Here is a 20952-nt window from a genome sequence, read left to right as displayed (position 1 = left end):
TGCTCCCGAAGCGGTGCAGCCCCCTGCCCCCGAGCCGGTGGAGGCGCCGGCCCCGGAAGCCGTGCAGGCACCCGCTCCTGACGCCGTGCAGACGGCCGCCCCGAACGTGACGGAGGCTCCGGCCCCCACCGTCGTGGAAGCGCCCCCTGCTCCGGCACCGGCACCCGAGGCGGCGGAGGCCCCGGCCCCCACCGTCGTGGAAGCGCCCCCTGCTCCGGCACCGGCACCCGAGGCGGCGGAGGCCCCGGCCCCCACCGTCGTGGAAGCGCCCCCTGCTCCGGCACCGGCACCCGAAGCGGTGCAGGCCCCCGCCCCCGAAGCGCCCACCGAGGCCGAGGCCGAAACAGAGGTCGAGGCAGAAGCCGCCGCAGCAGCCGAAACAGAGGTCGCAGCAGAGGAAGCCACCGCGGAGACCGAAGCGGAAGGGGAGCCCGAAGCCGAGTCGGAGCCCTCCGTGCCCGAGCAGCCGCTCGGCCCGCCGGCCGAGGGCTTCGGGGAGGCCGAGCGCGCCGCGGTGCACCGGGTGATCCGCGAGCGCCGCGACATCCGCAAGGGCTTCCGCACCGACCCCATCCCGCACGAGGTGCTCCTGCGCGTGCTGGAGGCGGCGCACACCGCGCCCAGCGTCGGCCACTCGCAGCCGTGGGACTTCGTCGTCATCCGCTCCGAGGAGACGCGCCAGGCGATGCACGAGCTGGCCGTCCGCCAGCGCGAGGCGTACGCGAAGTCGCTGCCCAAGGCACGGGCCAAGCAGTTCAAGGAACTGAAGATCGAGGCGATCCTCGACACGCCCGTCAACATCGTCGTCACCGCCGACCCCACCCGCGGCGGCCGCCACACCCTCGGCCGGCACACCCAGCCGCAGATGGCGCCGTACTCCTCCGCGCTGGCCGTCGAGAACCTCTGGCTCGCCGCCCGCGCCGAGGGCCTCGGCGTCGGCTGGGTCAGCTTCTTCGACGAGCGCGAGATGGTCCGCGCCCTCGGCCTGCCCGAGCACCTGGAGGTCGTCGCCTACCTCTGCATCGGCTACGTCGACGAGTTCCCCGACGAGCCCGAGCTGATGCAGGCCGGCTGGTCCAAGCGCCGCCCGCTGTCATGGGTCGTGCACGAGGAGGAGTACGGGCGCCGCGCGCTGCCCGGCGAGGACCCCCACGACCTGCTCGCCGAGACCCTGCGCGGCATCCGGCCGCTGGACGCCAAGGCGCTCGGCGAGGCGTGGGAGCGCCAGAAGCGGATGACCAAGCCGTCGGGCGCGCTCGGCATGCTGGAGATCATCTCCGCGCAGCTGTGCGGCCTCTCCCGCAAGTGCCCCCCGCCGATCCCGGAGCCGGCCGCCGTCGCGATCTTCGCGGGCGACCACGGCGTGCACGCCCAGGGAGTGACCGCCTGGCCCCAGGAGGTCACCTCGCAGATGGTCGCCAACTTCCTGGGCGGCGGCGCCGTGTGCAACGCCTTCGCCAACCAGGTCGGCGCCGAGGTCTGCGTCGTCGACGTGGGCGTGGCGGCAGAGCTGCCGAGCACGCCCGGCCTCCTGCCGCGCAAGATCCGCCCCGGCACGGCCGACTTCACCACCGGCCCCGCGATGACCCGCGAGGAGGCCCTGCACGCCGTCGAGGTGGGCATCGAGACGGCTCGCGACCTGGTCACGGCAGGGAACAAGGCCCTGCTCACCGGCGAGATGGGCATCGCCAACACCACCGTGTCGGCCGCCCTGATCGCCGTCTTCACCGGCGCGGACCCGGCCGAGATCACCGGCCGGGGCACCGGTATCAACGACGAGATGCACGCCCGCAAGATCGACGTCGTGCGCCGCGCCCTGGAGCTGCACAAGCCGGACCCGAAGGACCCGATCGGTGTGCTCGCCGCCGTCGGCGGCCTGGAGCACGCCGCGCTCGTCGGCCTGATCCTGGGCGGCGCGTCCCTGCGCACGCCGGTGATCCTCGACGGCGTCAGCGCGGGCGCCGCCGCCCTGGTGGCGAGGGCCATCGCCCCCGAGGCGCTGGCCGCCTGCATCGCCGGCCACCGCAGCGCCGAGCCCGGCCACGTAGCGGCCCTGACCAAGCTGGGCCTGCGCCCCCTGGTCGACCTCGACCTGCGCCTCGGCGAGGGCACGGGCGCCCTGCTGGCGCTGCCCGTCGTCCAGAGCGCGGCGCGCGCGATGCACGAGGTGGCGACGTTCGACACCGCAGGGGTGGCCGAGAAGGGCTGAGTACCGGCACGAGGGGAGTGGGTACCGCGGCCCGGCTGTACCCACCCTCCCCAGGCTGCCCCGGCCCAGCGGAACGCTCGCGGGCCAGCCGACCGTCGTGATGGCCTGCGTGACGAATGACGGCGTGAGGGGGCGGGACGGGGTAGGACCCTGGCAGGGGCGTAAAGCGTTATTTGCGGCGACTTCCGGGGCAACCTGTTCGTTCTCCGGGGGCCGTAAATAATGCAGCCCCAGAAGGGTCCTGCCCCGGCCCGCCCCCGACCCGCCACCGGCCCGTGCCGCACCCCTTAGGGTGTTCCCCACCAGCGCATTCGCACGAGGAGAGCAGCATGGCCGAGCACCCAGAAGTCGCCGCCTATCCCGTCGGACTGCGCCTCGCCGGGCGCCGCGTCGTCGTCCTCGGCGCCGGCCAGGTCGCGCAGCGACGACTGCCCGCCCTCGTCGCCGCAGGCGCGGACGTCCTGCTGATCTCCCCGTCCGCCACCCCCTCCGTGGAGGCCATGGCCGAGGCCGGCGAAGTCCGCTGGGAGCGCCGCCGCTACCAGGACGGCGACCTCGACGGCGCCTGGTACGCCCTGATCTCCACCGACGACCCCGCCGCCAACGAAGCCGCCTCCGCCGAGGCCGAGATGCGCCGCGTCTGGGCCGTCCGCAGCGACGACGCCGACGCCGCCTCCGCCTGGACCCCGGCCACCGGCCGCGCCGCCGGCGTCACCGTCGCCGTCCTCACCGGCCAGGACCCCCGCCGCTCCGCCGCCGTGCGCGACGCCGTGATCGAGGGCCTGCGCGACGGCTCCCTCACGGCCCCCCACCACCGCGCCCGCGCCAAGGGCGTCTCCCTCGTCGGCGGCGGCCCCGGCGACCCCGACCTGATCACCGTGCGCGGCCGCAGGCTCCTCGCCGAGGCGGACGTGGTCATCGCCGACCGCCTCGGCCCCCGCGACCTGCTCGACGAGCTGCCGCCCCACGTCGAGGTCATCGACGCGGCGAAGATCCCCTACGGCCGCTTCATGGCCCAGGAGGCCATCAACAACGCCCTCGTCGAGCACGCCAAGGCGGGCAAGGCGGTCGTGCGCCTCAAGGGCGGCGACCCGTTCGTCTTCGGCCGCGGCATGGAAGAGGTCCAGGCCCTGGCCGAGCACGGCATCCCGTGCACCGTCGTTCCGGGCATCTCCAGCTCGATCAGCGTCCCGGCCGCCGCCGGAATCCCCGTCACCCACCGCGGGGTGGCACACGAGTTCACGGTCGTGAGCGGCCACGTGGCCCCCGACGACCCCCGCTCGCTCGTCGACTGGGAGGCACTCGCCCGGCTGCGCGGCACGCTGGTGCTCCTGATGTCGGTGGAGAACATCGGCGCGATCGCGGGAACACTGATCCGGCACGGCCGCTCGGCCGACACCCCCGTGGCGGTGGTCCAGGAAGGCACGACCGCAGCCCAGCGCCGCGTGGACGCGACCCTCGCGACGGCGGGGGAGAGGGTGCGGGCGGAGGGCATACGCCCGCCCGCCGTCATCGTCATCGGCGATGTGGTGCCGGTGGGACTCCCGTCTGCCGCCCAGGCGCAGTAACGCAGCACGACGCCGCCCAGACAATCACCACAAGGGACAAGGCAAGACCACCCCATGGCCGAACTCATCACCATCGACGACCCCGCCGACCCGAGGCTGCACGACTACACCGGTCTGACGGACGTGGAGCTGCGCCGGCGCCGCGAGCCGGAGGAGGGGCTCTTCATCGCCGAGGGCGAGAAGGTGATCCGCCGCGCCCACCAGGCCGGCTACGCCATGCGGTCCATGCTCCTGACGCCCAAGTGGGTGGAGGTGATGCAGGACGTCATCGAGGCGAGCACGGCCCCCGTCTACGCCGTCACGCCCCACCTGGCCGAACGGGTGACGGGCTATCACGTGCACCGCGGTGCTCTGGCGTCCATGCAGCGCAGGCCGCTGCCGCAGGCGGTGGACCTGCTCGGCACGGCCCGCCGGGTCGTCGTGATGGAGCGGATCAACGACCACACCAACATCGGTGCGATCTTCCGCAGCGCGGCGGCGCTCGGCATGGACGCGGTCCTGCTGTCGCCGGACTGCGCGGATCCGCTCTACCGACGCTCGGTGAAGGTCTCCATGGGGGCGGTGTTCTCGGTGCCGTACGCGCGGCTGGAGAGCTGGCCCCGCGATCTGGAGACCGTACGGGAGGCGGGGTTCCGCGTCCTCGCGCTCACCCCGGCGGAGAAGGCCACGTCCATGGACGAGGCGGCGCCGCACCGGCTGGACCGGGTGGCGCTCATGCTGGGTGCGGAAGGTGACGGGCTGTCGGCCCGTGCGCTGCGGGCGGCCGACGAGTGGGTGCGCATCCCGATGGCGCACGGGGTGGACTCGCTCAATGTGGGTGCTGCGGCGGCGGTGGCGTTCTACGCCGTGACGGCGGGCCGCCCGACGGCTTGACGACGGCCCAAGGCAGCGCAAGCCCAAGCCAGAGCAAGCCAAGGCCAAGCCCAAGCCTGAGCAGGCCAAGCCCAAGCCTGAGCAGGCCAAGCCCAAGCCAAGCCTAAGCCAGAGCAGGCCAAGGCCAGGCCAACGCCAAGCCCTAAGACACAGACGCCGCAGGGGCAGCCACGCCGTGGTGCCCGCCGCCCCGAGGACTGCCGCCGGGCAGCTCGCCCAGGCTGCGGGCGGGGCCCTGGCAGCCCTGGGCGGCGGCGATGCCCAGCGCGACGAGCAGTGTCACGACCACGAAGACGATGAGCCGCTGGCGCAGGAGCTTGCGGTCCGGCCCGGGGCGCCGCGTGGCGGCCTTGGTCCGCCCACCGCCGCGAGGTGCCGTCTGCCGGTTCCGGCCGCTGCCGGCGCCCGGCCCCCGCTGGGCCACGGTCCGCCCGTCATTGCCGCGGCCGGCGCCCGGGCCCGCGCCGGACCCGCCGGGACCGGAGGCCCCGGCAGCCCCCTGCGGGGCATGGGCCCCGTGAGCACCCTGCCCGCCGTTCCCGCTGTGGATTCCCTGGGGTGCGTGCGGCCGCGGTGTGGGTGAGCTCCCGGGCCGTCGTTCGGTGCGCTGGCGCTCGTACTCGGCGGCGCGCCGGGCGGAGGGCCGGTCCGGCTCGCGGCGGGGCGACGGCGGCCGGCCCTCGCCGATGCCGTGGGCCTCGCGGGCGGCGATCTCCTTGAGCCGCAGGGACAGCTGCAGGGTGCTGGGCCGCTCTTCGGGGTCCTTGGCCAGGCAGGCGTGCACGAGGGGGGCGAGGGCGTCGGGGACGCCCATGAGCTGCGGCTCCTCGTGGACGACGCGGTAGAGCATGACTTCCGAACTGCCCTGCCCGAACGGAGAGTCCGCCGTCGAGGCGTAGGCGAGCGTGGCGCCGAGCGCGAAGACGTCCGTGGCGGGCGTCACGGCGGCGCCACGCACCTGCTCGGGGGCGAGGAAGCCGGGTGAGCCGACGGCCGTCCCCACATGGGTGAGCGTGCTGGCACCGGTGGCCCAGGCGATGCCGAAGTCGATGATGCGGGGGCCCTTGGGGGAGAGCAGGATGTTCGACGGCTTGAGGTCGCGGTGGACGACGCCGGCGTCGTGCACGGCGAGGAGCCCCTCGGCCAACGCCGCGCCGATGGACGCGGTCTGAGCGGCCGACAGCGGCCCTTCCTCGTTGACCTTGTCGTGGAGGGAGGGGCCCGGTACGTACTGGGTGGCGAACCAGGGGCGGTCCGCCTCCAGGTCGGCGGCCACGAGCCGGGCCGTACAGCCGCCGCGGATCCGCCGTGCGGCGGACACTTCGCGGGCGAAGCGCGAGCGGAACTCCTGATCCTCCGCCAGGTCCGGACGGATGACCTTGAGGGCGACCCGCTGGCCGCGCCGGTCGGAGCCGAGGTAGACCACGCCCATGCCGCCCGCGCCCAGCCGCCGGTGCAGCCGGAACGAGCCGACGACACGCGGGTCCTCGCGCCGGAGCCGCATCATCGTCATCTTCGTCCCCTACCTCCGGTGGGGCTTCCCCACGTAGCTTCCCGGCGTCTGACGTGGCACAGCTTACGGATTGACGGACGGTCGCGCTGCGAGGCCGCGCATGCGTCGGCGAGCGGATTGCCGTCGGCCGGCGGGTGGCCCGGGGCCGGGGCCCCGGGCGCCGTCGGCCCGCCCGTCCCCCGCGACCTGGGCTTCAAGGGGCCGGTGCGCAGGGGGGATTGACGGGACCGGGAGCGGCCGGGGCCGGGTGGCCCGGGCCGCGGGGCGGCCGGGTCGAACGTATGAAGCGGGGTCGGCCGGGCAGGGCGGGGGTGCGGCGCGGGACGGCCGCCCCGGGGCGGTGGAAGTGAGGGAAGTCACCAGGACCCTTCCGGGAAGACCCCAACGCCAGGGGGAGGCTCTCCACCCAGGGGAGTAGCCACCGGGGTCCGGCCTCATCCTCCGGGAGAACGTTCAAGCGGTACGAGGGCATGACGCCGGGCGCGGGCCGCGCCCCTAGTGTTGAAGGCAAGCGGCGGGTACGACACTCGTCCCCCGAGGCCAGGTGCCCGCCGCTCCCGAACACACGAAGGGAGCGGGGCGATGGCGGACATCGCAGGACGCACGGGTCGGCGGCCGCAGGGCCGGGCCGCGGACGTCTTCGGCGAGCGTCCGTCGTCGACCCGCCACCCGCTCGTGGCGGCGGCCATGGTGCTGCCGCTGGCGGCGCTCCTCGCCGTCGCCTTCGGCGGCTGGGACGCCGTCGTCACACAAGCGTCGTCCGTGGCCGGAATGCTGGGGCGCTGAGCGTCTTCGGCCCGGGAGAGCGGCCCGGGCCGGGTGCAGACCGGTCATAACCCCGTGGGGACGGGGGTGCGGCGGACGGCACGACGGGCCGGGTACCTGGGGAGGTACCCGGCCGTCGCGTTTGCGCAGGTCACACGGGGAGTCACCAGAGTCACCGGCTCAGCTGCCGCCAGGCGAGCCGGCCATGGAAAAGGGCCGGGGGCCGAGGCGTGAAGCCCCGGCCCCCGGCCGATGGTGGTGCGCGATACTGGGATTGAACCAGTGACCTCTTCCGTGTCAGGGAAGCGCTCTCCCGCTGAGCTAATCGCGCGGGGAGATCCGTGAGGACCTCGGTGGACGATACTGGGATTGAACCAGTGACCTCTTCCGTGTCAGGGAAGCGCTCTCCCGCTGAGCTAATCGTCCGGGATGTGCTGCGTGCGCGATACTGGGATTGAACCAGTGACCTCTTCCGTGTCAGGGAAGCGCTCTCCCGCTGAGCTAATCGCGCGGGAAGGTCCGTGAGGACCTCGGTGGACGATACTGGGATTGAACCAGTGACCTCTTCCGTGTCAGGGAAGCGCTCTCCCGCTGAGCTAATCGTCCTTGGAGGTGGAGACGGGATTTGAACCCGTGTAGACGGCTTTGCAGGCCGTTGCCTCGCCTCTCGGCCACTCCACCAGGAGTGCGGGGGTTCGGGAAGATCCCCCAACTCGAGCGGACGACGAGACTCGAACTCGCGACATCCACCTTGGCAAGGTGGTGCTCTACCAACTGAGCTACGTCCGCATTTGTCTTTCCGGCCCGCTTCCGCGTCCCGGCGACGTGTTGAACTTTAGCGGATTCCGGCGCCAGCTCAAATTCCGTTTGCCCAGCATGCTGCGCTGATCGTTCACGGGGACGTCTCCCGGACGCCTCCGGGGCGGCCCGGCGACGCCCGGCGGGCACCCCCACCGGCACCCCCGGACGCCCCATGGGCCGGGCGGCAGCACGGGTAGAGACGATCTTCAGGGGGCGCGCCATAGACTCGATGACGTGCACAGCCTCCCCTTGAGCGTCTCTCCGATGGCGCGCTTCGGCGGCCTCCTCGCCACCGATCTGCGCGATGTGACCACCGACCCGGCGGCCCTGGACTCGACCGGCTGGTGGGCCGTCGTCGCGGACTTCGAAGGGGGACTCACCTGTGCCCGCTTCGGCGACGTACGCCCCAGCCGGCCCTCCGCGCCCGTGCCGGGCCGCTGGCGGGGCCCCGCTCCCGATCAGTGGACCAGCTCCCTCGACCGCGCCGCCTACACCGCGGGCGTACGGCGCATCCGCGAGCACATAGCCGCCGGCGAGGTCTACCAGGCCAACCTCTGCCGCGTGCTGAGCGCGCCCCTGCCCGACCCGTCCACCGCCGACGTGGACGACCTCACCGCCCTCCTCGCCCAGGGCAACCCCGCCCCCTACGCGGGAACGGTCCGGCTGCCCGCGCACGGCGTGGAGGTGGCCACCGCCTCCCCCGAGCTCTACCTGCGCCGCTCCGGGCGCACCGTGGAGTCGGGCCCCATCAAGGGCACCGGCCGCACCGCCGGGGACCTGCTGGAGAAGGACCACGCCGAGAACGTCATGATCGTGGACCTGGTCCGCAACGACCTCGGGCGCGTGTGCACCACCGGCTCGGTGACCGTCCCCGCCCTGTGCGCCGTCGAGCAGCACCCCGGCCTCGTCCACCTCGTCTCCACCGTCCGCGGCGAGATCGCCCCGGGCGCCGGCTGGGCCCAGCTGTTCACCGCCACCTTCCCTCCCGGCTCGGTGACCGGCGCCCCCAAGGCCAGCGCCCTGGAGATCATCGAGGCGCTGGAGCCCGCACCCCGCGGCCCGTACTGCGGCGGCATCGGCTGGGTCGACGCCGACCGGGGCACCGGTGAGCTGGCCGTCGGCATCCGCACCTTCTGGATCGACCGCACCGGCCCCGACGGGCCCGTCCTGCGCTTCGGCACCGGCGCCGGCATCACCTGGGGCTCCGACCCCGAGCGGGAGTGGGCCGAGACGGAACTCAAGGCGTCCCGGCTCCTCGCGATAGCGTCGGGGACACACGAGCCGCTGGAAGGGACGAAACGGTGAGCATCTGGTTCAACGGCGCCCTGCGCGACGCCGACACCGCCCGGGTCTCGGTCTTCGACCACGGGCTCACGGTCGGTGACGGCGTCTTCGAGACCCTCAAGACCACCGCCGGCCGGCCCTTCGCCCTGACCCGCCACCTCGCCCGGCTCGCCGACGGCGCCCGCAGCCTGGGCCTGCCCGAACCCGACCTCGACGAGGTGCGCCACGCCTGCGCGGCGGTGCTGGACGCCAACCCGCTGCCCCTCGGCCGGCTGCGCATCACCTACACCGGCGGCGTCTCCCCGCTCGGCTCCGACCGGGGCACCGCCGCCCCCACCCTCGTCGTCGCCGTCGTCGGGGCCACCCCCCACCCCGGCTCCACGGCCGCCGTCACCGTCCCCTGGACCCGCAACGAGCGGGGCGCGCTCGCCGGCCTGAAGTCCACCTCCTACGCCGAGAACGTCGTCGCCCTCGCCCGCGCCCGGGAGCAGGGCGCCACCGAGGCGCTCTTCGCCAACACCGCGGGCGCGCTCTGCGAAGGCACCGGCTCCAACGTCTTCGTCGTCCTCGACGGCGAGCTGCACACCCCGCCGCTGGCCTCCGGCTGCCTGCCCGGCATCACCCGCGCCCTCGTCGTCGAGTGGACCGGCGCCCAGGAGACCGAGCTGCCCTTCGACGTCCTCGACCGCGCGGACGAGGTCTTCCTGACCTCCAGCCTGCGCGACGTCCAGGCCGTCCACACCCTCGACGGCCGTCAACTCCCCGGCGCCCCGGGCCCGGTGACCGCCAAGGCCGCCCGGATCTTCGACGAGCACGCCACCGCCGACCTCGATCCCTAAACCGGATGACGCGGGGCCGCGGGGCCGGTACAACACGAACGTGACCACCACCCTGCGGCCCACCGCACCCGAGCAGCGCACCGGCGACGGCGGCCGGTCCCGGTCGTACGAGGTCTGCGTCAACAGCCGGCCCGTCGGCAGGATCGACATCGCCACGGACACCCGTTTCGGACCCGGCTTCGGCAGGATCGAGCGGCTCGCCATCGACGAACGCGACCGGCACCGCGGCCGCGGCACGGTCGCCGCGCTCGCCGCCGAGGAAGTGCTGCGCGGCTGGGGGTGCACCCAGATCACGGTGAGCATCCCGGCGGGCGCGCGGGCGGCCCTGGGCCTCGCGGGCGCGCTCGGCTACGTCGAGCGCAACCGCAACATGACCAAGCCCCTGACGGCAGCGCCCGCCCTGCCCGCCGGCAGCGTCGCACGGCCCATGGGCGAGGAGGAGTACGGGCGCTGGCGCGAGGCGGAGAAGGCGGCGTACGTCCAGGAGTGGGTGGACCGCGGCGTCCCGCGCCCCCACGCGCAGGCCAAGGCCGAGCGTGATGACGCCCTGCTGCTGCCGCAGGGCCCGGCCACCCCCGGCACGATCCTGCGGATCCTCGCGCACGAGGGGACCGACGTGGGCACGCTCTGGGCGGCACTGCGTCCCGGGGGGAGCGCCTGGGTCTTCGGCGTCGAGGTCGCCGCCCCCCACCGCGGCCGGGGGCACGGCCGCACGCTGATGCTGCTCGCCGAGCGCGAGAGCCTGGCGGCCGGTGCGGCCGCCCTGGCGCTCAACGTCTTCGCCGCCAACGCCCCGGCGCTCGGCCTGTACGCGTCCCTGGGCTACGAACCGACGGAGATCCACCTGTACAAGCTGCTGCACTAGGCGCCCGGGCAGGCGGCCGGCCCCCAGGGCCGCGACACCCGGCGGGGAGAAGGTCAGCCGGCGAGCAGACGGTCGACGATCTCCTCGATGCGCTCCCGCAGCCCCTCCTGGCTCTTGCCGCCGTCCAGCCGCTCGCCGTCGATCACGTACGTGGGCGTGCCGGTCACACCGATCGCCTTGCCCTCGGCCTGGTCCGCGTCGACGATCAGCATGTGCCGCCCGTCGATCAGCGCGGTGTCCACCTCCTCGGCGTCCAGGCCCAGCTCGGCCGCCACGTCCACGAGCAGCCGCTCGCCCCGGGCCCCCAGCTCCCCGGTGCGCGCGAGGACGGCCTCGGCGTACGGCCACGCCTGCCCCTGCTCGGCGGCCTCCTCGGCGGCCTGCGCGGCGGCGTAGGCGTGCTTGTGCTTCTCCAGCGGGAAGTGCCGCAGCCGGATCTCCAGCCGGTCGCCGTAGCGGGCGCGCAGCGCGTGCAGGTCCTCCAGGGCCTGGTGGCAGTCGGGGCACTGCAGCTCGCACCACACGTCGAGGACGGGGCGGGCGGTGGGGGAGGTGCGGGTGGTGTCGGTATCGCTCATGGGGCCAGTCTTCCAGCCCGTACCCACCCGCGGGACCGGGCGGTGCCCGGGCGGGGCGACCCCGACACGACCCGGAGATGTCCCCGATCTCCGGGCCCGGCCGTGGCCGCGGCCGCCACGGACGGTGCACGATGGAGGGCAGGAGCCACCTTCGGCAGGAGGACCGGATGCTGACCTCGACCGTATGCGCCGCGCTGTCCGCGGCCGGCCTGGGCGTCGCCCTGCTGACGGCCTACCGCAAGCGCTTCCTCGCCGCGACCCGCATCGCGGCCTGGTCCCTGATCCCCATCGGCCTGGTCATGACGGGCATCGTCGACTGGGTCCAGGACCTCGTCCTCAAGCCCGCCGTCTGGGCCGGGTTCGGTGTGCTCGCGCTCTCCGCCCTGCTGTTCCTCATCAGCCGGGCCGCCGGCCGCCGTGCCGGAGGCGGCCGCACGGAACGCCGGGCGGCGCGGGCCGCCTCCCGCGGCGGATCCGTCGAGCCCGCCGGCTCCGCCCCCACCCTCGGCCCGGCCCGCGCCCCGGACCGCCCGGGCACCCGGCGGCGCGGCTCCACCGGCGGCGACGCCGAGGACTTCTCCGATATCGAAGCGATCCTCAAAAAACACGGAATCTGAACAACTCCCCCGCACGAGTGACACGTTGGTGAGGTAGCCGGGGGACGCTGCGCCATGATCTGTCGGAGATGAACGACGAACCGGCCCAGATCACCGAAGAGCCGCGCGGCTGTCTGTTCGCGCTCTCCCAGCCGCCACTGATGTTTTTCCTCGCCTTCGTCGCGACGCTGATCCTGCTCACCGCCGTGCACGACCTCTACCGCTGGTGACGCCCGGCCACCGGCCGGGCCTCAGTCCGCGGTGCCCCGCCGCCGCGCCCGGTACGCCGCGACGTGCAGGCGGTTTCCGCAGGTGCGTCCGTCGCAGTAGCGGCGGGAGCGATTGCGCGAGAGATCGACGAAGGCGCGCCCGCAATCCGGTGCCTCGCAGCGTCGCAGCCGTTCGAGCTCACCTTCCACCAGCAGGAAGGCCAGCGCCATGCCCCCGTCCGCCGCCAGGTGCTCGGCGAGCGAGGCGCCCGGCGCGAAGTAGTGCACGTGCCAGTCGTAGCCGTCGTGATCGGTCAGCCGGGGGGTGGTGCCCGCCTCGGCGACCAGCGCGTTCAGCAGCTCCGCCGTGGCCCGGGTGTCCTGGGTGTCGAATACCTGCGCGAATCGCTCGCGTATGGACCGCACGGCCGTCAGGTCCGGCGCCCCGAGCGGACCGACGTTGCTGATGTCATGGCGCTCGACGAAGCCCTCCAGGGCGTCCGTTGCATCGAGGTCCATGTTCAGCAGATCGACGATGCTGTCGAGCGTGCACCGGGTGTCGTGATTGATCAGCACGGATCGTTCGCTCCCTGGCCGGACGGAGGTGGGGCGGCAATTGTTCGACTGCGGGCAGCAGACTCTAGCGGCTCCCCGGCACAGCGGCGCCGTCGTCCGCGGTGGATCCGCGGCGACGGCGCCGTGTCATGCCGTTATGCGAGATGTCCGGATGTGGCGCGCGGGCCTCCCCGAGTGGGCCGGCGCGCCCGGATCAGCTCCTGCCCGGCATCAGCTCTCGGCCAGGATGTGCGAGAGCTCGGTGTCCAGGTCGAAGTGACGGTGTTCGGTGCCCGGCGGGACGGCGGCGTCGGTCCGCTTGAGGAACGACTCCAGTGCTCGCGCCGGAGCCTCCAGGAGGGCCTCGCCCTCCGGGGAACTCAGCGCGATGCAGACGACGCCCTGGCCGTGGCTGCGGGACGGCCAGACGCGGACGTCGCCCGTGCCGGTGGGCCGGTGCAGGCCCTCGGCGAGCAGGTCGCGGGCGAAGACCCACTCGACCGTCTCTTCGGCTCCGGTGTGGAAGGTGGCGTGCACGGCATAGGGATCGGCCGTGTCGTACCGCAGGCCTGCGGGTACAGGCAGTGAGGATTCGCTCGACACAACGAGGCGCAGGTGCAGCTCGCAGCTGACCGTGGTGTTCATAAGCGCCAGGGCCTTTCGCTCAGTGTGCGCTCGGGGATTCGCACGTCGGCGAAATCGACATGCCACCTACGGTGCCGTTGTAAACCCCTCTGACCGTTTTGAGGCCCTTCGTATACCCCGGACGGCCCAGTCGTCACGTTGCGCATACCGCCGAACCGGTGAGTTCATGCCGGTCCGGTACGTTGGGCCGCATGAACGCGGAGAGTGACGAGCGCAGAGACGCCGCTACGGACGGCGCTGACGGATCCGACAAGGGCCTCGGCTCCCGGGCCCCCCACTTCGTCAAGCGGTCCCGGACACTGCACCTGAGCTGGCAGGTCGGCGTCTTCGTCGTGGGCCTCGCCGTGGTGATCGCCGGCATCATCATGCTGCCCCTGCCCGGCCCCGGCTGGCTGGTGATCTTCGGTGGCATGGCCATCTGGGCGACCGAGTTCGTCTGGGCCCAGCTGGTGCTGCGCTGGACCAAGCGCAAGGTCACCGAGGCCGCCCAGCGCGCCCTCGACCCCAAGGTCCGGCGCCGCAACATCATCCTCACCGTCACCGGCCTGGTGATCGTCGCCGCGCTCGTCGGCGTCTACGTCGCCAAGTACGGCTTCGAGCTGCCCTGGAAGATCGGCAAGTGACCGCCGGGGCCCTGACCAGGCGCGGGATGGTTCTGGGCACCGCCTGACATGCGGTAATGTTTGCGGTGCGCCCGGGCGATTAGCTCAGCGGGAGAGCGCTTCGTTCACACCGAAGAGGTCACTGGTTCGATCCCAGTATCGCCCACAGCCGGACCGGGGTCCGTGAGGTACACACCTCACGGACCCCGGTCCTTTTTCATGCGCCCGGCAACGGGGCGGAACGCCCTCCGGGCGGGATTTGAACGAGAGCCACCGCGACCTGTATTGTTCAGTGCGTCGCCGGGGGAAACCCCGGACGAAATCCCGGGCGATTAGCTCAGCGGGAGAGCGCTTCGTTCACACCGAAGAGGTCACTGGTTCGATCCCAGTATCGCCCACAGCAACGAAGGCCGGTCCGTCAACTGACGGGCCGGCCTTCGTCGTTCCGGCCCCCGGCCCCCTCACGCCGCCGCGGGAAGATCCGGCCGCAGCGGCCACGCCGGATCGCACTCCTCGTCCGACCCGTTGCGCGCGAACCACGCCTGCAGCCCCCGCGCCTGTGCCGCGTGCCACACCGCCTGCCGCGTGTGCAGCTCCGCCGGACTCAGCCGCTCCAGACGCGAGGCGAACCGGCGCCCCACCGCCCGCACCACCTCCATCGCCGCCGTGGCGTCCGTCGCCGCGTCGTGCGCCCCCACCAGCTCCACCCCGTACTGCCCGCACAGATCGGCCAGCGTCCGCCGCCCCTTGCGATAGCGGTCCAGATGCTTGTCCAGCACCCACGGATCCATCACGCACAGCGACCCGCCGCCCAGATACGACGCCAGCGTCGACGCCCGGTGCCGGCGCAACTCCCGGTCCAGCAGGGTCAGATCGAACGGAGCGTTCATCACCACCAGCGGTATGCCCCGCGCCGCATGCATCGCCAGGGCCCGCGCCACCTCCTCCATCACCGGCGCCGGCCACCGGCCGTGCCGCTGCAGATGCTCCTCGCTCAGCCCGTGTATCGCGGTCGACTCGACCGGCACGGGCACCCCCGGATTCACCAGCCAACGGGTGATCACCGGCGAGGCCCCCGTCTGTGACTGCGTCACGAAAGCCGCCGACACGATCCGGTCCCGCTCCACGTCGACTCCGGTCGTCTCGGTGTCGAAGGCCGCCAGCGGCCCCTCGAACCAGCACGGCATGACACAACTCCTCGCGCTTGTCCGTCACATGGCGTGTTTTCCCTCCCCGCCAGGTGATACCCGGCCGCCACGCCACCCGAACCGCCGCTGTTTGCCGGGCAGTTCACGAGGAGACAACACAGATGTACGACTCAAAGACCGGCGAGCCCGGAAGGTTTTTCGGACATGGCGCTCGCTCAGCCCGACCCGGCCACGCCCACCGGCAGCCGACCGCCCGGCCCCACCCCGCCCGGCCGCGGCACCCTCGCCACCACCGCGTGCATGGAGACCCTCCAGATCGGCTACCTGCACGCCGTCGCCGCCGCGGCCGGCTGCTCCCTGGCCCAGCCCTTCCCCGACAACGGCATCGACTGGCACGTCAGCCACAGCGCCCCCGGCCACACGGACGACGACGAGGTCACCATCAAGGTGCAGCTCAAGAGCACCTACCAGCTGCCGCCCCGCACCCCCCTGCGCGCCGCCCCCACCTTCGGCTTCACCCTCGACAACGACCACCTGGCCAAACTCGCCCGCACCCCCGTCTCGGTCCACAAGATCCTCGTCGTGATGATCGTGCCGCGCGCCCGGGACGACTGGCTGCGGGCCGGCCACGACCACCTCGCCCTGCGGCACTGCTGCTACTGGACCAACCTCGCCGGCCATCCCGTCACCGGCCGGCGCAGGACCACCGTGCGGATCCCGACCTCACGCGTCTTCGACGACCGCGCACTCTGCGAGATCATGACGCGGGTCGGGGCGGGAGGGAGACCCTGATGCACCGGCCGACCCCACCATCCCGGCACCTGCCGGACCCCGCCGTCCTCGGCGCCCTCCTGGCCCGGCACGGCTGGCGCCGCCGCGGCGGAGAAAGCGGCCGCTACAGCCGCTGGACACCCCCCGACGGCACCGGAGCCAGCCTCCTCGTACCGGTCGACCCCGCCCTCCCCGACAGCGCCGACCTGATCACCGAGGCCCTCACCGCCCTCGAACGCAGCGCCGCGCCCTCCGCCCGCGACATCCTCATCGCCCTGCGCCTGCCCAGCGACGAGATCCACTGGACCCGCGAGATCACCGACCCCCGCGCCCCCGCGGCCGCCTGGACCGCCCAGGAACGCCTGCGCGCCGGGGCCCGCGCCCTGCTGCTCGCCGGCGCCCTCGCCACCCACGAGCGCACCGGCCACCACGGCGCCCGGCGCCGCCACCGGGCCGACGCCGCCCTCGCCCCCCTCCTCGTGGGCCCCGCTCCCGGCGGCCGCGAACTGACCGTCTTCGTCCCCGTCGACCCCCCGGCCGGCGCCGTCACCGAAGGCGGCCGCCCCCTGGTCACCACCCTGCTGCGCGCCCTGCAGGCAGCCCGCGACGCCACCGACTACCAGCGCGCCACCGGCCGCACCGACGCCTTCGGCGCGGCGGTCGAGGCAGGCGTCTCCCACGAGCTCACCGAAGCCCTCGTCACCTTGATCAGCGGCTCGCAGGGCCTGCGCCTGACCGTGCGCTGGGCCCCGGCCGCCGGCGCCCCCCGAGGCTTCGCCGCCCGGCCCGAGCCCGTGGAGTTCACCCCCGGCGACCTCCCCGCCCTGCGCGAGGCGGGCGCCCGCTACGTACGCGACGAGCCCGCGGTACCCGTCCGGATCACCGCAACGGTGGTGCACATGCGCCGCGAGACACCAGGCGGCACGGGCACGGTACGGCTACGGGTCCTCGCCGGCGCAGACGTCACCCAGGTCCGCGCCACCCTCTCCGAGGACGACTACCGCATCGCCGGCCACGCCCACCTCGCCGGCCTGCCCGTGACCGTCAGCGGACGCCTGGAGAGCCGGGGCGGCTTCCGGCGTCTCGCCGGGGCCCGCGGCGTCCTGCCCGTACGGGTCGACGAGGCCGAGAGGGACCGCCTGCTGAAGTCCCTCCACGAGCACCTCGACCTCTTCGAGGAGAAGGCGGGGGACGGGGGGACGGGGACGGACGACGGGACGGAGGAGAACGGGGAGCAGCACGGCACCGTATAACCGTTTAGCGACCAGGGGTCCGGGCTCGGTACGATTCAGGCGCGCAGTGAGCACTGCAGCGACCCCTACGTCAGGAGAGACCGGTGTCAGACGTCCGTGTGATCATCCAACGCGATTCCGAGCGGGAAGAGCGCGTGGTGACGACGGGCACTACGGCCGCCGACCTCTTCTCCGGTGAGCGCACCGTCGTCGCCGCGCGCGTCGCGGGCGAGCTGAAGGACCTGGCGTACGTCGTCGCCGACGGCGAGGAGATCGAGCCCGTCCAGATCTCCTCCGAGGACGGCCTGAACATCCTGCGCCACTCGACCGCCCACGTCATGGCCCAGGCCGTGCAGGAGCTCTTCCCCGAGGCCAAGCTGGGCATCGGCCCGCCGGTCAAGGACGGTTTCTACTACGACTTCGACGTCGAGAAGCCCTTCACTCCCGATGACCTCAAGCTCATCGAGAAGAAGATGCAGGAGATCCAGAAGCGTGGTCAGCGCTTCTCGCGCCGCGTCGTCACCGACGAGGCCGCCCGCGAGGAGCTCGCCGACGAGCCGTACAAGCTGGAGCTGATCGGCCTCAAGGGCTCCGCCTCGCACGACGACGGCGCGGACGTCGAGGTGGGCGCGGGCGAGCTCACCATCTACGACAACCTGGACGCGAAGACCGGCGAGCTGTGCTGGAAGGACCTCTGCCGCGGTCCGCACCTGCCCACCACCCGCGTCATCCCGGCGTTCAAGCTGATGCGCAACGCCGCCGCGTACTGGCGCGGCAGCGAGAAGAACCCCATGCTCCAGCGCATCTACGGCACCGCGTGGCCGTCGAAGGACGAGCTGAAGGCGCACCTGGAGTTCCTCGCCGAGGCCGAGAAGCGCGACCACCGCAAGCTCGGCAACGAGCTGGACCTCTTCTCCGTCCCGGAGCAGATCGGCTCGGGCCTGGCCGTCTTCCACCCCAAGGGCGGCATCATCCGCCGGGTCATGGAGGACTACTCGCGGAAGAGGCACGAGGAAGAGGGGTACGAGTTCGTCTACACCCCCCACGCCACCAAGGGGAAGCTCTTCGAGACCTCGGGCCACCTGGACTGGTACGCCGACGGCATGTACCCGCCCATGCAGCTCGACGAGGGCGTGGACTACTACCTCAAGCCCATGAACTGCCCGATGCACAACCTGATCTTCGACGCCCGGGGACGCTCGTACCGCGAGCTGCCGCTGCGCATGTTCGAGTTCGGCACCGTGTACCGGTACGAGAAGTCGGGCGTCGTGCACGGCCTGACCCGTGCCCGTGGCTTCACGCAGGACGACGCGCACATCTACTGCACCCGTGAGCAGATGGGCGAGGAGCTCGACCGGACGCTCACCTTCGTCCTGGACCTGCTGCGCGACTACGGCCTGAACGACTTCTACCTGGAGCTGTCCACCAAGGACCCGGAGAAGTTCGTCGGCTCGGACGAGGCGTGGGAGGAGGCGACCGAGACCCTGCGCAAGGTCGCCGAGAAGCAGGGGCTGGAGCTCGTCGCCGACCCGGGTGGCGCGGCCTTCTACGGCCCGAAGATCTCGGTCCAGGCGAAGGACGCCATCGGCCGTACCTGGCAGATGTCGACCATCCAGCTCGACTTCAACCTGCCGGAGCGCTTCGACCTGGAGTACACCGCGGCGGACGGTTCCAAGCAGCGCCCGGTCATGATCCACCGCGCGCTGTTCGGCTCGATCGAGCGCTTCTTCGCCGTCCTGCTGGAGCACTACGCGGGTGCGTTCCCGGCGTGGCTGGCCCCGGTCCAGGCGACGGGCATCCCGATCGGCGACGCGCACGTCGAGTACCTGCAGGACTTCGCCGCCGAGGCGAAGAAGAAGGGGCTGCGGGTCGAGGTCGACGCCTCCTCGGACCGCATGCAGAAGAAGATCCGGAACGCCCAGAAGTCCAAGGTGCCGTTCATGATCATCGCGGGTGACGAGGACGTCGCCAACGGTGCGGTCTCGTTCCGCTACCGCGACGGCTCGCAGGAGAACGGCATCCCGCGCGACCAGGCCATCGCGAAGCTCGTCGACGTGGTGGAGCGTCGCGTCCAGGTGTGATGTGCTCCCCGCCTCCGCGGGGACGGCAGGGGCGGCCCACCCGGGCCGCCCCTCGGCGTTTCCGTTCCGGGGAATATGCTGGCCCCCATGACGAGTGAGCCGGAGCAGCAGTTCGGAGTGGGGGCGCCCGACGCCTTCCAGCGCCTGTGGACGCCCCACCGGATGGCCTACATCCAGGGGGAGAACAAGCCCACCGGGCCGGGTGCCGACGACGGCTGCCCGTTCTGCTCCATCCCGGCCAAGGCCGACGAGGACGGGCTGATCATCGCCCGTGGCGAGCTCGTCTACGCGGTGCTCAACCTCTACCCGTACAACGGCGGGCACTGCATGATCGTCCCGTTCCGGCACGTCGCCGACTACACGGAGCTGGACGAGGCCGAGACCGCCGAGCTGGCCGACTTCACCAAGCGTGCGATGCGTGCGCTGCGCGCCGCCTCCGGGGCGCACGGCTTCAACATCGGCATGAACCAGGGCACCACGGCCGGCGCCGGCATCGCCGCCCATCTGCACCAGCACATCGTTCCGCGCTGGGGCGGCGACACCAACTTCATGCCGGTCGTGGGCCACACGAAGGTGCTGCCGCAGCTCCTCGCCGACACCCGGAAGATGCTCGCCGACGTCTGGCCGACGGTCTGAGACGTTCCGTTTGGTCGGCCGGCTGGCCGTCCGTTTGGTCCGGCAAATACGGACTTATTTATTCCGAACTTACCTGTCAGTATTCACGCCACGCCTGAGCATGGCGTATGCAACTGACAGGAAAGGTCGGCGTGGTGAGAACAGGTGCCTCTTTCGCGCGAGCGAAGAGACAACGGCCTCTGGGTGCAGGATTACTGTCCCTCGGAGTGCTCCCCGGAGCGCTCGTCGCGGGTCTTCTCGGGACGAGCCCCGCCACTGCGGCGGAGGGGTCGCCGGCGAACGACCGCGCCCGCGTGGTCGAATTGTGGAAATCGGGTGGCCCGGGCGTCACCGCGGCGGCCGAAGCCGCCCTCACGGGCAGCGACGACGACGTGCGCCGCTTCCTGAGCGCCGAGAAGGACGTCGCCGAGACGCACGACGACCGCGTGCAGACGGTCCAGCTGCTCAGCATCGGCGGCCGGATGGTGCGCGAAGCCGCGCAGAAGGCGCTCGCCGGGTCCCGGGAGGACCTGGACAAGTTCCTGGCGAACGGGTGGTGGGAGCCGCTCGAAAAGGACCAGCGCATACGCGTCACGCAGATCGCGGACGGCGCCGGCAGCAAGGTCCAGGAGGCGGCGAAGGCCGCGCTCGCCGGGACGGCCGGGGACGTGCGTGACTTCCTCAGCGAGTACCAGTTCTCCGCCCGGGAGCAGGACGACCGCGTCCGGCTCGTACAGATCCTCACGGCCGGCGGCCCGGCGACCAAGGAGGCCGCCAAGGTCGCGCTGAACGGCGACTCGGAGGACGTGCGCGAGTTCCTCGACCGCGGCCAGTACGTGGCGCGCGCCCGGGACCAGGAGCGGGCCTCCGTCTCCGAGCTGGCGCAGCAGGCCGCCGAGGCGGGCAGGACGGCCAAGCGCGAGACCGATGCGGCCAAGGACGCCTCGGAACGGGCGGTGGCCGCGTCGCAGCTGGCGAAGGAGGCGGCCAAGAAGGCGTCGGCCGAGACCGAGGCCGCGAAGAAGGACTCCCAGCGGGCGGCGAACGCCGCGGGCCGGGCCGCCGATGCGGCGAGCAGCGCGGCCGAGGCCGCGCAGGAGGCCATCAGCGCGGCCCGTGCGGCGAACAACTCCGCCCGCATCGCGGCGAGCGCCGCGTCCCAGGCCGCGTCCGCCGCGGCGGGTGCCGCCCAGGCGGCGTCGC

20 protein-coding genes and 8 tRNA genes are annotated in these 20952 nt (G+C 72.6%); 17 read left to right on the top strand and 11 right to left on the bottom strand.

Annotated features, from left to right (window positions below):
* The 3 genes from cobT to LE181_RS11300 form a co-directional block, all read left to right on the top strand.
* On the top strand, nt 1-2209 hold a 2209-nt coding region (cobT, locus tag LE181_RS11310; protein WP_225661094.1), incomplete at its 5' end, for a nicotinate-nucleotide--dimethylbenzimidazole phosphoribosyltransferase.
* A 329-nt stretch (nt 2210-2538) separates the two neighbouring features.
* Nucleotides 2539-3777 carry a uroporphyrinogen-III C-methyltransferase gene (gene cobA, locus LE181_RS11305; protein WP_225661093.1) on the top strand — a complete coding sequence of 413 codons (1239 nt, stop codon included), beginning with the start codon at nt 2539-2541 and terminating at the stop codon, nt 3775-3777.
* Between the two features lie 54 nt (nt 3778-3831).
* Entirely contained in the window at nt 3832-4650 is an 819-nt protein-coding gene (locus tag LE181_RS11300; RefSeq protein WP_225661092.1) for a TrmH family RNA methyltransferase, read from the top strand.
* A gap of 142 nt (nt 4651-4792) precedes the next feature.
* On the opposite strand, the gene LE181_RS11295 is transcribed toward LE181_RS11300, so the two are convergent.
* Nucleotides 4793-6163: a serine/threonine-protein kinase gene (locus tag LE181_RS11295; protein WP_225661091.1), complete on the bottom strand. Its 1371-nt coding sequence runs from the start codon at nt 6161-6163 to the stop codon at nt 4793-4795.
* Nucleotides 6164-6745: 582 nt separating this feature from the next.
* On the opposite strand from LE181_RS11295, the gene LE181_RS11290 reads away from it, so the two are divergent.
* Entirely contained in the window at nt 6746-6949 is a 204-nt protein-coding gene (locus tag LE181_RS11290; protein ID WP_225661090.1) for a hypothetical protein, read from the top strand.
* 235 nt (nt 6950-7184) lie between these two features.
* On the opposite strand, the gene LE181_RS11285 is transcribed toward LE181_RS11290, so the two are convergent.
* The 6 genes from LE181_RS11285 to LE181_RS11260 all read right to left on the bottom strand — a co-directional run bounded on the left by LE181_RS11285 (nt 7185) and on the right by LE181_RS11260 (nt 7717).
* A tRNA-Val gene (locus LE181_RS11285) sits at nt 7185-7259 on the bottom strand.
* Nucleotides 7260-7282: 23 nt separating this feature from the next.
* Nucleotides 7283-7354: transfer RNA gene (locus LE181_RS11280), tRNA-Val, on the bottom strand.
* Nucleotides 7355-7367: 13 nt separating this feature from the next.
* Nucleotides 7368-7439 (bottom strand) — tRNA-Val (locus tag LE181_RS11275).
* Between the two features lie 23 nt (nt 7440-7462).
* A tRNA-Val gene (locus LE181_RS11270) sits at nt 7463-7534 on the bottom strand.
* A gap of 1 nt (nt 7535) precedes the next feature.
* Nucleotides 7536-7609, bottom strand: a tRNA-Cys gene (locus tag LE181_RS11265).
* Between the two features lie 35 nt (nt 7610-7644).
* A tRNA-Gly gene (locus LE181_RS11260) sits at nt 7645-7717 on the bottom strand.
* A 276-nt stretch (nt 7718-7993) separates the two neighbouring features.
* Between LE181_RS11260 and LE181_RS11255 the strand changes: the two genes are divergently transcribed.
* The 3 genes from LE181_RS11255 to LE181_RS11245 are packed head-to-tail and all read left to right on the top strand — an operon-like array spanning nt 7994 to nt 10717.
* Nucleotides 7994-9034 carry a chorismate-binding protein gene (locus LE181_RS11255; protein ID WP_225661095.1) on the top strand — a complete coding sequence of 347 codons (1041 nt, stop codon included), beginning with the start codon at nt 7994-7996 and terminating at the stop codon, nt 9032-9034.
* Nucleotides 9031-9852, top strand: a complete 822-nt coding sequence (locus tag LE181_RS11250; protein ID WP_225661089.1) for an aminotransferase class IV — start codon at nt 9031-9033, stop codon at nt 9850-9852. Before LE181_RS11255 ends, LE181_RS11250 begins: the two co-directional genes overlap by 4 nt.
* A 40-nt stretch (nt 9853-9892) precedes the next feature.
* Nucleotides 9893-10717 (top strand): GNAT family N-acetyltransferase, encoded by an 825-nt coding sequence (locus tag LE181_RS11245; protein ID WP_225661088.1) that lies wholly within the window; start codon nt 9893-9895, stop codon nt 10715-10717.
* Between the two features lie 53 nt (nt 10718-10770).
* Here LE181_RS11245 and LE181_RS11240 read toward each other — a convergent pair whose 3' ends face one another.
* A complete protein-coding gene (locus LE181_RS11240; RefSeq protein WP_225661087.1) occupies nt 10771-11295 on the bottom strand; it encodes a DsbA family protein in 525 nt (174 codons plus the stop codon).
* Nucleotides 11296-11462: 167 nt separating this feature from the next.
* Here LE181_RS11240 and LE181_RS11235 point away from each other — a divergent pair, with 167 nt between their 5' ends.
* Nucleotides 11463-11912 (top strand): hypothetical protein, encoded by a 450-nt coding sequence (locus LE181_RS11235; RefSeq protein WP_225661086.1) that lies wholly within the window; start codon nt 11463-11465, stop codon nt 11910-11912.
* 68 nt (nt 11913-11980) lie between these two features.
* On the top strand, nt 11981-12121 hold the full coding sequence (locus LE181_RS11230; protein WP_190108976.1) for a hypothetical protein: 141 nt from the start codon (nt 11981-11983) through the stop codon (nt 12119-12121).
* A gap of 21 nt (nt 12122-12142) precedes the next feature.
* Here LE181_RS11230 and LE181_RS11225 read toward each other — a convergent pair whose 3' ends face one another.
* Entirely contained in the window at nt 12143-12676 is a 534-nt protein-coding gene (locus LE181_RS11225) for a CGNR zinc finger domain-containing protein (RefSeq protein WP_225661085.1), read from the bottom strand.
* 210 nt (nt 12677-12886) lie between these two features.
* Nucleotides 12887-13300: an SsgA family sporulation/cell division regulator gene (locus LE181_RS11220; RefSeq protein WP_003959770.1), complete on the bottom strand. Its 414-nt coding sequence runs from the start codon at nt 13298-13300 to the stop codon at nt 12887-12889.
* Nucleotides 13301-13491: 191 nt separating this feature from the next.
* Here LE181_RS11220 and LE181_RS11215 point away from each other — a divergent pair, with 191 nt between their 5' ends.
* The 3 genes from LE181_RS11215 to LE181_RS11205 all read left to right on the top strand — a co-directional run bounded on the left by LE181_RS11215 (nt 13492) and on the right by LE181_RS11205 (nt 14300).
* Nucleotides 13492-13923 carry a TIGR02611 family protein gene (locus tag LE181_RS11215; protein WP_225661084.1) on the top strand — a complete coding sequence of 144 codons (432 nt, stop codon included), beginning with the start codon at nt 13492-13494 and terminating at the stop codon, nt 13921-13923.
* A gap of 73 nt (nt 13924-13996) precedes the next feature.
* A tRNA-Val gene (locus LE181_RS11210) sits at nt 13997-14068 on the top strand.
* Nucleotides 14069-14228: 160 nt separating this feature from the next.
* Nucleotides 14229-14300, top strand: a tRNA-Val gene (locus LE181_RS11205).
* A 63-nt stretch (nt 14301-14363) separates the two neighbouring features.
* On the opposite strand, the gene LE181_RS11200 is transcribed toward LE181_RS11205, so the two are convergent.
* A complete protein-coding gene (locus LE181_RS11200; RefSeq protein WP_225661083.1) occupies nt 14364-15089 on the bottom strand; it encodes a 3'-5' exonuclease in 726 nt (241 codons plus the stop codon).
* A gap of 165 nt (nt 15090-15254) precedes the next feature.
* Between LE181_RS11200 and LE181_RS11195 the strand changes: the two genes are divergently transcribed.
* From LE181_RS11195 to LE181_RS11175, 5 genes are all read left to right on the top strand, one after another.
* The gene (locus LE181_RS11195; protein ID WP_225661082.1) at nt 15255-15842 is read left to right on the top strand and encodes a DUF4365 domain-containing protein; all 588 of its coding nucleotides are present in this window, start codon (nt 15255-15257) and stop codon (nt 15840-15842) included.
* The gene (locus tag LE181_RS11190) at nt 15842-17074 is read left to right on the top strand and encodes a hypothetical protein (RefSeq protein WP_225661081.1); all 1233 of its coding nucleotides are present in this window, start codon (nt 15842-15844) and stop codon (nt 17072-17074) included. The genes LE181_RS11195 and LE181_RS11190 overlap by 1 nt, the downstream gene beginning before the upstream one ends.
* Nucleotides 17075-17157: 83 nt before the next feature.
* Nucleotides 17158-19134, top strand: a complete 1977-nt coding sequence (gene thrS, locus LE181_RS11185) for a threonine--tRNA ligase (protein ID WP_225661080.1) — start codon at nt 17158-17160, stop codon at nt 19132-19134.
* Nucleotides 19135-19209: 75 nt separating this feature from the next.
* On the top strand, nt 19210-19770 hold the full coding sequence (locus tag LE181_RS11180) for an HIT family protein (protein WP_225661079.1): 561 nt from the start codon (nt 19210-19212) through the stop codon (nt 19768-19770).
* 206 nt (nt 19771-19976) lie between these two features.
* A partial coding sequence (locus LE181_RS11175) for an ALF repeat-containing protein (protein ID WP_225661078.1) occupies nt 19977-20952 on the top strand: 976 nt, incomplete at its 3' end.

Origin of the sequence: Streptomyces sichuanensis (assembly GCF_020328095.1) — a bacterium.
In the GTDB taxonomy this organism is placed as follows: domain Bacteria; phylum Actinomycetota; class Actinomycetes; order Streptomycetales; family Streptomycetaceae; genus Streptomyces; species Streptomyces cinnamoneus.
Note: the sequence above shows the minus strand (reverse complement) of the source record. Positions and strands in the feature narration are given on the sequence as shown.

Bases quoted from the DNA above. Each gene is read 5' to 3' on its own strand.
- LE181_RS11190 (WP_225661081.1), top strand. From the start codon at position 15,842: ATGCACCGGCCGACCCCACCATCCCGGCACCTGCCGGACCCCGCCGTC.
- cobA (WP_225661093.1), top strand. From the start codon at position 2,539: ATGGCCGAGCACCCAGAAGTCGCCGCCTATCCCGTCGGACTGCGCCTC.
- LE181_RS11295 (WP_225661091.1), bottom strand. From the start codon at position 6,163: ATGACGATGATGCGGCTCCGGCGCGAGGACCCGCGTGTCGTCGGCTCG.
- LE181_RS11230 (WP_190108976.1), top strand. From the start codon at position 11,981: ATGAACGACGAACCGGCCCAGATCACCGAAGAGCCGCGCGGCTGTCTG.
- LE181_RS11240 (WP_225661087.1), bottom strand. From the start codon at position 11,295: ATGAGCGATACCGACACCACCCGCACCTCCCCCACCGCCCGCCCCGTC.
- LE181_RS11290 (WP_225661090.1), top strand. From the start codon at position 6,746: ATGGCGGACATCGCAGGACGCACGGGTCGGCGGCCGCAGGGCCGGGCC.
- LE181_RS11255 (WP_225661095.1), top strand. From the start codon at position 7,994: ATGGCGCGCTTCGGCGGCCTCCTCGCCACCGATCTGCGCGATGTGACC.
- LE181_RS11220 (WP_003959770.1), bottom strand. From the start codon at position 13,300: ATGAACACCACGGTCAGCTGCGAGCTGCACCTGCGCCTCGTTGTGTCG.
- LE181_RS11235 (WP_225661086.1), top strand. From the start codon at position 11,463: ATGCTGACCTCGACCGTATGCGCCGCGCTGTCCGCGGCCGGCCTGGGC.
- LE181_RS11300 (WP_225661092.1), top strand. From the start codon at position 3,832: ATGGCCGAACTCATCACCATCGACGACCCCGCCGACCCGAGGCTGCAC.
- LE181_RS11215 (WP_225661084.1), top strand. From the start codon at position 13,492: ATGAACGCGGAGAGTGACGAGCGCAGAGACGCCGCTACGGACGGCGCT.
- LE181_RS11200 (WP_225661083.1), bottom strand. From the start codon at position 15,089: ATGCCGTGCTGGTTCGAGGGGCCGCTGGCGGCCTTCGACACCGAGACG.
- LE181_RS11180 (WP_225661079.1), top strand. From the start codon at position 19,210: ATGCTGGCCCCCATGACGAGTGAGCCGGAGCAGCAGTTCGGAGTGGGG.
- LE181_RS11195 (WP_225661082.1), top strand. From the start codon at position 15,255: ATGGCGCTCGCTCAGCCCGACCCGGCCACGCCCACCGGCAGCCGACCG.